The organism is Chitinophaga sp., assembly GCF_036569125.1.
Classification (GTDB): Bacteria; Bacteroidota; Bacteroidia; order Chitinophagales; family Chitinophagaceae; genus Chitinophaga.
Map to the genome: position 1 here is coordinate 1 of NZ_DATCRF010000827.1, position 7,483 is coordinate 7,483.

7 protein-coding genes are annotated in these 7,483 nt (G+C 46.2%); 6 read left to right on the top strand and 1 reads right to left on the bottom strand.

The annotated features are described in order from the left end of the window. The coding region (locus VIM87_RS30440) for a SusD/RagB family nutrient-binding outer membrane lipoprotein (protein WP_332000630.1) at positions 1-391 on the top strand (391 nt) is incomplete at its 5' end. 134 nt (positions 392-525) lie between these two features. Next, positions 526-1,929: a sialate O-acetylesterase gene (locus VIM87_RS30445; protein ID WP_332000631.1), complete on the top strand. Its 1,404-nt coding sequence runs from the start codon at positions 526-528 to the stop codon at positions 1,927-1,929. 107 nt (positions 1,930-2,036) lie between these two features. Here VIM87_RS30445 and VIM87_RS30450 read toward each other — a convergent pair whose 3' ends face one another. Then, positions 2,037-2,429, bottom strand: a complete 393-nt coding sequence (locus tag VIM87_RS30450) for a hypothetical protein (protein WP_332000632.1) — start codon at positions 2,427-2,429, stop codon at positions 2,037-2,039. Positions 2,430-2,773: 344 nt separating this feature from the next. Between VIM87_RS30450 and VIM87_RS30455 the strand changes: the two genes are divergently transcribed. The 4 genes from VIM87_RS30455 to VIM87_RS30470 all read left to right on the top strand — a co-directional run. Continuing rightward, on the top strand, positions 2,774-3,346 hold the full coding sequence (locus tag VIM87_RS30455) for an RNA polymerase sigma-70 factor (RefSeq protein ID WP_332000633.1): 573 nt from the start codon (positions 2,774-2,776) through the stop codon (positions 3,344-3,346). Further along, positions 3,343-4,287: a FecR domain-containing protein gene (locus VIM87_RS30460; RefSeq protein WP_332000634.1), complete on the top strand. Its 945-nt coding sequence runs from the start codon at positions 3,343-3,345 to the stop codon at positions 4,285-4,287. Before VIM87_RS30455 ends, VIM87_RS30460 begins: the two co-directional genes overlap by 4 nt. 47 nt (positions 4,288-4,334) lie before the next feature. Then, a complete protein-coding gene (locus VIM87_RS30465) occupies positions 4,335-6,416 on the top strand; it encodes a hypothetical protein (RefSeq protein WP_332000635.1) in 2,082 nt (693 codons plus the stop codon). A 58-nt stretch (positions 6,417-6,474) separates the two neighbouring features. After that, the coding region (locus VIM87_RS30470; protein ID WP_332000636.1) for an alkaline phosphatase family protein at positions 6,475-7,483 on the top strand (1,009 nt) is incomplete at its 3' end.

Below are 7,483 nucleotides of genomic sequence, written 5' to 3' on the forward strand. Positions count from 1 at the left end.
AGGTATCCGCCAGTCTATTTCGTACTATTACAAGATCCATAACCTGAGCGACTACGGAATCAAACAAACCGCAGCTACAGAAGCTGAGATCACGCTGCTGCTGGCTAATGCTAAAGTAGCTTATGGTTCTGTACAGGAAGATAACCTGAACAAGATCGGCTTACAGAAATGGGTGAACTTCGGTATCATACAGAATTCACAAGCCTGGGCTGAAATGAGAAGAAGCGGTTATCCCAAGATCACCTTCCCTACAGATCCGGGTGTTTCTACTGTGCCTACGCCTGCTTACAGGTTAACATATCCTGGCAGTGAGCGTTCGCTGAATGGTGAGAACTATGCTAAAGTAGCAGATAAGGATCTTCCTTATGCCAAGATCTTCTGGATGAAATAGGCTTACTACTTACTAATCCTATACCTACATTAGAAACAGAGATGTTGCGTCCCGGGCTTAAAACCCCGGGACGCTTTTTTTTACCTGCCTGATTATGTATTTTGTGTTTTTGCCCATAACTATAACATTCCACTATGCAGAAACTCATCATCTCTTTTTTCCTCATGCTTTCTTTAGGCGCATCCGCCACCATTAAGTTACCCGCTGTTATTGCCAGCAATATGGTGCTGCAGCAACGCTCACAGGCTGCCTTGTGGGGTACTGCCGCCGCCAATGCCAGGGTTACTGTTACCACCTCCTGGAATAAGAAATTATACACTGTTAAAGCCGGTGCAGATGGCGCCTGGAAGGTAAAAGTACAAACACCGGCAGCTGGCGGGCCTTATGACATTACTATTTCAGACGGTAAGCCGCTTACCCTGCATAATATCCTTATTGGCGAAGTGTGGTTCTGCTCCGGCCAGTCCAATATGGAAATGCCCGTAAAAGGGTTTAAGAACCAGACTATTTTACATGCTGCCGATATATTGATGGATGCAGATAACTCACAGATCCGCCTGTTCAATGTGCCTAAAAAAATATCGCGGGTACCGCTGTCAGATTGTAATACCACCTGGCAGGTATCAGATGCCGCCAGCGCCGCTGATTTCAGCGCAGTAGGGTACCAGTTTGCGCAAATGCTGCAGCAAAAGCTGAAGGTGCCGGTAGGTATTATTGAAGCCACCTGGGGCGGCACTGTGATAGAAGCCTGGATGCATGCCCAGGCCCTGCAACCCTTCACCAATGAAATTAAAATTCCAGCGGTAACGGATACACTGAAATTAAGCCCGAACGATCCCACCAATTTATACAACGGTATGGTATCGCCTGTAATGGGATATACTATTAACGGAGCCTTGTGGTACCAGGGAGAAAGTAACCGCGGCCGCGCGGCCCAGTACCGGCAGCTGATGAGCGCCATGGTAAAATCCTGGAGAACGGCCTGGGATTGCGGGGAATGGGGCTTTTATTATGTGCAGATAGCGCCTTTTGTTTATAAAGGAGATAAAGGTGAAACCTTCCTGCTTCGCGAAGCACAGCTAAAAGCGCTGGATGATATTCCCAACTCCGGTATGGCTGTGAGCATGGATGTAGGAGATGAAACCAACATACACCCGGCAGATAAGACCATTATTGCCAAACGCCTGTTATATAACGCACTGGCCAAAACCTATGGATATAAGAACATTCCTTATGCCACACCGGTGTATAAGAACATGAAGGTAGCTACAGATACAGTGCAGCTGTTCTTTAACAATGCGCCGAATGGTTTAACCACTTTTTCTTTTAATAAGCCCCTGTCTGATTTTGAAGTAGCCGGCGCCGATAAGGTATATCACCCGGCCACCGCCTGGATAACCGGTTATGGTATTGCCGTAAAAAGTGAGGAAGTGAAAACACCGGTAGCCGTACGTTACGCATATAAGGACTGGCTGGTAGGTACCTTGTTCAGCAATGAAGGGCTGCCCGTATCCTCGTTCCGGACAGATGAATGGTAATTTGTTTTTCTTAAATGAAGGTCGCTTTTCAATAATACAAACTATTGAAAAGCGGCCTTTTATTATGCATGTGGTGTTGCGGGTATTAACCAGCAAAGTATTAGCCGTTAATTCAGCCCGATTATATCAATATTATATCCTTGCGATGTGCTGCTGGTAACCGTAAATATTATGGTTTTTATAGTATTGTTGGTTGCCGGACCCATGCCGGTAGCAAAATACTGAGGGTTGCTCCCGGTAAAAGGATAGGTACCTACTGTAGCCGAAACAGGGGATATAACAGTGATTGTAACAGTGGTTGGAGTGGTGCCGCTGCCGTTTATGGTATATTGGTAAGTAGCAGGGCTTCCCATGTAAGCTCCATCAATGGTACCGGTGATCGGAAAAGAGAAAAAGCGCTTTTCCTTTTTTATTACTGTAACGGGTTTAGTGGTGGGTATAAAGCTGGACATAGAGAATACGGTGCACAGCAATAGTGCAATAGCAACTAACTTTTTCATAGTTAATAATTGAGGATTTGTGATTATAAAATAGGATTACAAAAAACTCCAAAAGGGAACAAGGCATGTTTCCTCTACAGGGCTCAATCTCTAATCTACATGGGCCAGATAGAATGCATAAATCAAAATGATTTTAGCGGAAAAGGTTTTTTCATGTCTAATGGTTATTGAGAGTTGGGTTAAAAATTATATTATATCGAATTTAAGGGATTTTTTTAATATGGGCAGCGTTAATTTTGAAAGCCTTTAGGGTTTATACACCTCTTATAGATAAATTATTTTTTTTGCGTGTAAGGGTAAATACAGAGACAGTTGTCTTACCAATAAAATCTGAATAAGCATACTTGCAGACGAGCCAGGGAAATAACGGGTTGGTTAAAGACCATGATCTTGACAGGGTATATCTTGAGCATTACGATGCGTTGTACCGGTATGCCTATACTATGCTGAATGATGAAATACTTGCAGAGGAAATGGTGCACCAGGTATTCTTAAAGATCCTGGAAAAAGGTGAGCCGCTTGCCATTCATACCTCTTTGAAAGCCTACCTCTACCGGTCGGTGAACAATGAGTGCCTGAACTATCTTAAGCACCAGAAAGTAAAAAATGCCTTTACCCTGTTTAATGTAAGAACAGCAGGCCGGCAAACGGAAACACCCGCTGCTGCGCTACAGCTGCGTGAGCTGGAACAACAGCTGAGAAAAGCTATTAACGGCTTGCCGGAACAATGCCGCACCATCTTCCAGCTAAGCCGTTTTGAGGAGCTGAAGTATGCTGAAATTGCCACGCAGTTAAACCTGTCGGTAAAAACAGTGGAAACACAAATGAGCAGGGCACTTAAAAAGCTGCGTACACAGCTGGCAGATTATCTGCCCTTAATACTTTGGCTGTTAATGAATGTAAACATACGATTATGACCGATGATCTGCTGATAAGCCATCTGTTGGGAGAAACTACTCCCGTGCAGGCGCAACATGTGGAAGAGTGGAGGATGCAGGATGCCGCCAATGAAGCCCGCTTTAAGCAGCTGCAGCTGTTGTGGGAAACCAGCCTGCGCCTGCAATATCCAGGTACGGTAAATGCGCAGGCGTCATTACAAAGGTTAAAGCAAAAAGCAGCAGAACAGGCCCCGGCAGCTGTATTGCAGCCACGGATGCCCTGGCTGAAAATTGCAGCAGCCATACTGGTCATAACAACAGGAACCTTGTTTTATTTAACGCATCGTAACGCACCCGGTATTCAAATTGCCAGTGATCTCACCGTTAAAACAGATACCTTACCCGATGGCTCTGTACTAACACTCAATAAAGGTACGCAGGTACAGCTGCCTGCAGCATTCAAGGGTAAGGAACGCCAGGTGGTATTAACCAAAGGCGAAGCTTTCTTTGATGTGGCGCCGGACCAGTCAAAGCCATTTATTATCCGCACCGGCGATCTGAGTGTGCAGGTATTAGGCACCTCTTTTAATGTGAAAAATAAGAACGGGAATATAGAAGTGATCGTAGAAACCGGCAGAGTACAGGTGAGCAGGCACGGGCATACCATTGCATTAAACCGCGGGGAAAAGCTGGTGGTACAGCAACAAGCTGCTGCGCTTATCAAGACCGCTAACCCCGATCAGCTGTACACCTATTATCGCAGCAAAGAATTTGTAGCAGATAATACACCATTATGGAGAATGGTAGAGGTGCTGAATGAAGCTTATGACAGCCACATTATAATTGGGAGAAAAGAGCTGCGCGATCTGCGGTTGAACACTACTTTTAAGAACGAATCGCTGGATAATATCCTGCAGGTGATTAGCCGCACCTTTAACGTTACGCTGGAAAAAAAGAACGATCAGCTTATTCTAAAATGACCGGGTTTTACAGGATAATAACACTGTTGATAATAGGTTTTCTGTGCGTGTTGCCCAAACAAGGCAATGCGCAGGGGCTGCTGAATAAGCTTATATCAGTAAATGTAAACGGCAGGCGGGTGGCGGATGTGCTGAATGAGATCAGCAGCAAAGGTGGATTTTATTTTTCCTACAACAGCAGGCTGATACCGCAGGATAGCCTGGTAACCCTTACTGCAAACAACCAGCAGGTATCCCGCATTTTATATCAGCTGTTCAAAGAACGCTATGAGTATGGCGAGCAGAATAACTATGTTATAATAACACCTGCACTGCCCCGTCTCATGTTGATCAATACTGATCTTACTAACGATAATAATACCTTTTCTGTAAGTGGTATGGTGGTGGATGAGCGTAGCGGCGAACGCCTTATGAATGCCAGCGTGTACGAGAAAACGTACCTGGTGGCCACTTTAACAGACGAACATGGTTATTTTAAACTAAAGTTCCGCACCAGCAACCCCGGAAGCATAACCGTTACGGCCAGTAAAAGGCTGTACCGCGATACTACCATTCATTTTTTGCAAACCGTACTGGTAAGCTCAAGAGCTAACACCGCTGCATATGATAATGTAAATGAAGAAAGCAACCGTATTGAAAGAACTGCGCTGGGAAATTTATTCATCTCCGCAAGGCAAAAGATCCAGAGTTTGAACATTACTGATTTCTTTGCTAAAAGACCTTTCCAGGTATCCTTAACACCCGGGCTTAGCACACATGGCATGTTTAGCCCGCAGGTGGTAAACAAGTTTTCGCTGAACCTGGCAGGTGGTTACACAGCTGGTGTAAACGGGCTGGAGATAGCCGGTTTATTTAACATCAACAAGAAAAGTGCAAAGTATCTGCAGCTGGCGGGTGTGTTTAATTTAGTAGGCGGTAATGCTACCGGGCTGCAATTGGCCGGCGCGCATAACCGGGCCCTGGATACAGTAAGAGGGGTGCAGATCTCTTTATTCACCAATAAAGCACAGGCGCAGCTATCCGGTGTGCAGATCAGCGCATTGCATAATGAAACGCGCCGCTTAAAAGGGGTACAAATGGGAATGGTGAATGTGGCGGATACATCGCAGGGCGTTAGCATTGGGCTCATCAACATTATCTATAATGGTTTTTACAGGATCAGCTATACCGCTAATAACCTGGCCAATACAAACCTGGCTTTAAAAACCGGCACACATAACTTTTATAGCACGGTGCTGCTGGGGATGAACGTATCTGCTGATAACAGATTTTATGCTTTTGGCTTTGGCATCGGGCATGATCTTATGTTCACCAACAACCTGTACCTCTCAGCGGAAGCGGCTTACCAGTTCTCTGATGCAGGCACCTGGGACGATGGCTGGTGGCAGGGTAAGCTGCTGCTGAATGTACAGCTGGGCAAGCATATCAGCCTGCTGGCAGGACCTACGTTTAACCGTTATAAACATGCCGGCTTATGGCGCAGCCCCGGCTACAAGAATGTTACTGATATACCGGAATACCCGGAGCCTTCCACCTCCTTTTATCAGACTAAGAGCTGGATAGGCTGGGAAGCGGGTATTGCCTTTAACTCTGTATTTAAACCCGTTAAAAGAAGCATAGATCATTCACAGGCCTGGTACCTGGGTGTTGCAGCCACCGGGGGCGTTGCATGGGATGCGCCTTTTGGCTTTGTATCCGGCGGGGAGCTGTTTGTACACCGCGACCTGGGCGAGTATTTAACCGGCACATTATCTACCGGCTATACCTATTTTTCAGCAGACAGGGACTGGTTAATATTCGGCAATGGCCAGAACAACGTATATGCGCAGCCGGTAAAAATTATACCGTTAAAAGCAGGCATAAGGTTAAGGACCGGTAAGCGCTTTTTTATGGCCGGGGAAATAGGAGAGGCCTTTGGAAACACGCTGCCTCATTTTGTTCACAATGCGAATCCCTATACCTACACACCGGTGTATGAACACTACCGTTCATTGATGTACACTGCATCTGCAGGTTTCAGTTTTTCCAGCGGATTGGAAGCAGGTATTAAGTTTGAAGACTATGGTCTGCAAATGCCCTACAAACAGTTTGCCCTGCGCCTCGGTTACCGTTTTAAGTTAAGTAAATAATAAGGATTGTTTGTCGGGGTACAGGGCCTGTTCATTGTCTTAGTACCAAATTAAGATAATGACGAAAGCCAGAAAGCGCACCTTGTTCTATTTAGTAGATGGTGCGCATAGCGAGGTATTGCCCGAACTTATAGCACAAGGCCGCCTGCCTAATATTAAACGCATTATTGATGAAGGCACCTACCGCAAAGCAACCACCTGCTTCCCATCTACGACTGGCCCTGCTTACCTGCCTTTTTTAACCGGGCATTTTCCCGGCACCATGGGCATTACAGGTATCCGCTGGTTTGATAAAAAAGAGTTTAAGCGTACCCGTTGGAATAAGAACGCCATGCGCTCTTATTGCGGCCCGGAAGCAGCCTGGTTTAATACAGATATGCCCGCCAATAAACCCACCTTGTTTGAGCTGTTGGGTGAATCATATAACCTGTATAATATGATCACCCGTAATATACCCCCTGCATACGACCTGGGTAAAAAAGGGAAGGGCCTGTTATACACACGCGCCCATTTCTGGAAGCGGCATCACCCTGTTGATGAGCAAGGTCACCGGCGTATTATGGACATGCTGCAGGCAGGTAACGACTTTGACTTTTTGTTTGCAGTATTTCCCAGTGTTGACTGGGATTCCCATTACCACCATATCCGTGACCCGCGCACCATTGAGGCCTACCAGATAGCAGATAACAGCCTGGGCGAAGTAAGGGGCCTGCTGGAGAAAAAAGGCTGGTGGCAGGATACGCTGTTCATTCTCACATCTGACCATGGGCTAACGCCAACGGATACACATCTTGACCTGGGTGAGTGGATGACGCGGCACGATCTGAAATCCGTGTATTATCCCACCATCTGGAAAATCAATCCCAAATCGGCTGTTATGGTGTCGGGCAATTCTTTTGGCAGCATTCACCTGTTGAACCATGAAGGTGATCATGTGCTGCGCGAAAAGGAGATCCTGAGCATTATGGGCAGCGCACGGTTAAATGAGCTGCTGGCAGAAAAAGCGGTGGATCTTGTTATTTACCGCGGTAACACTCCCCAAAGCTTTGTAGTGCATAATGCTGATG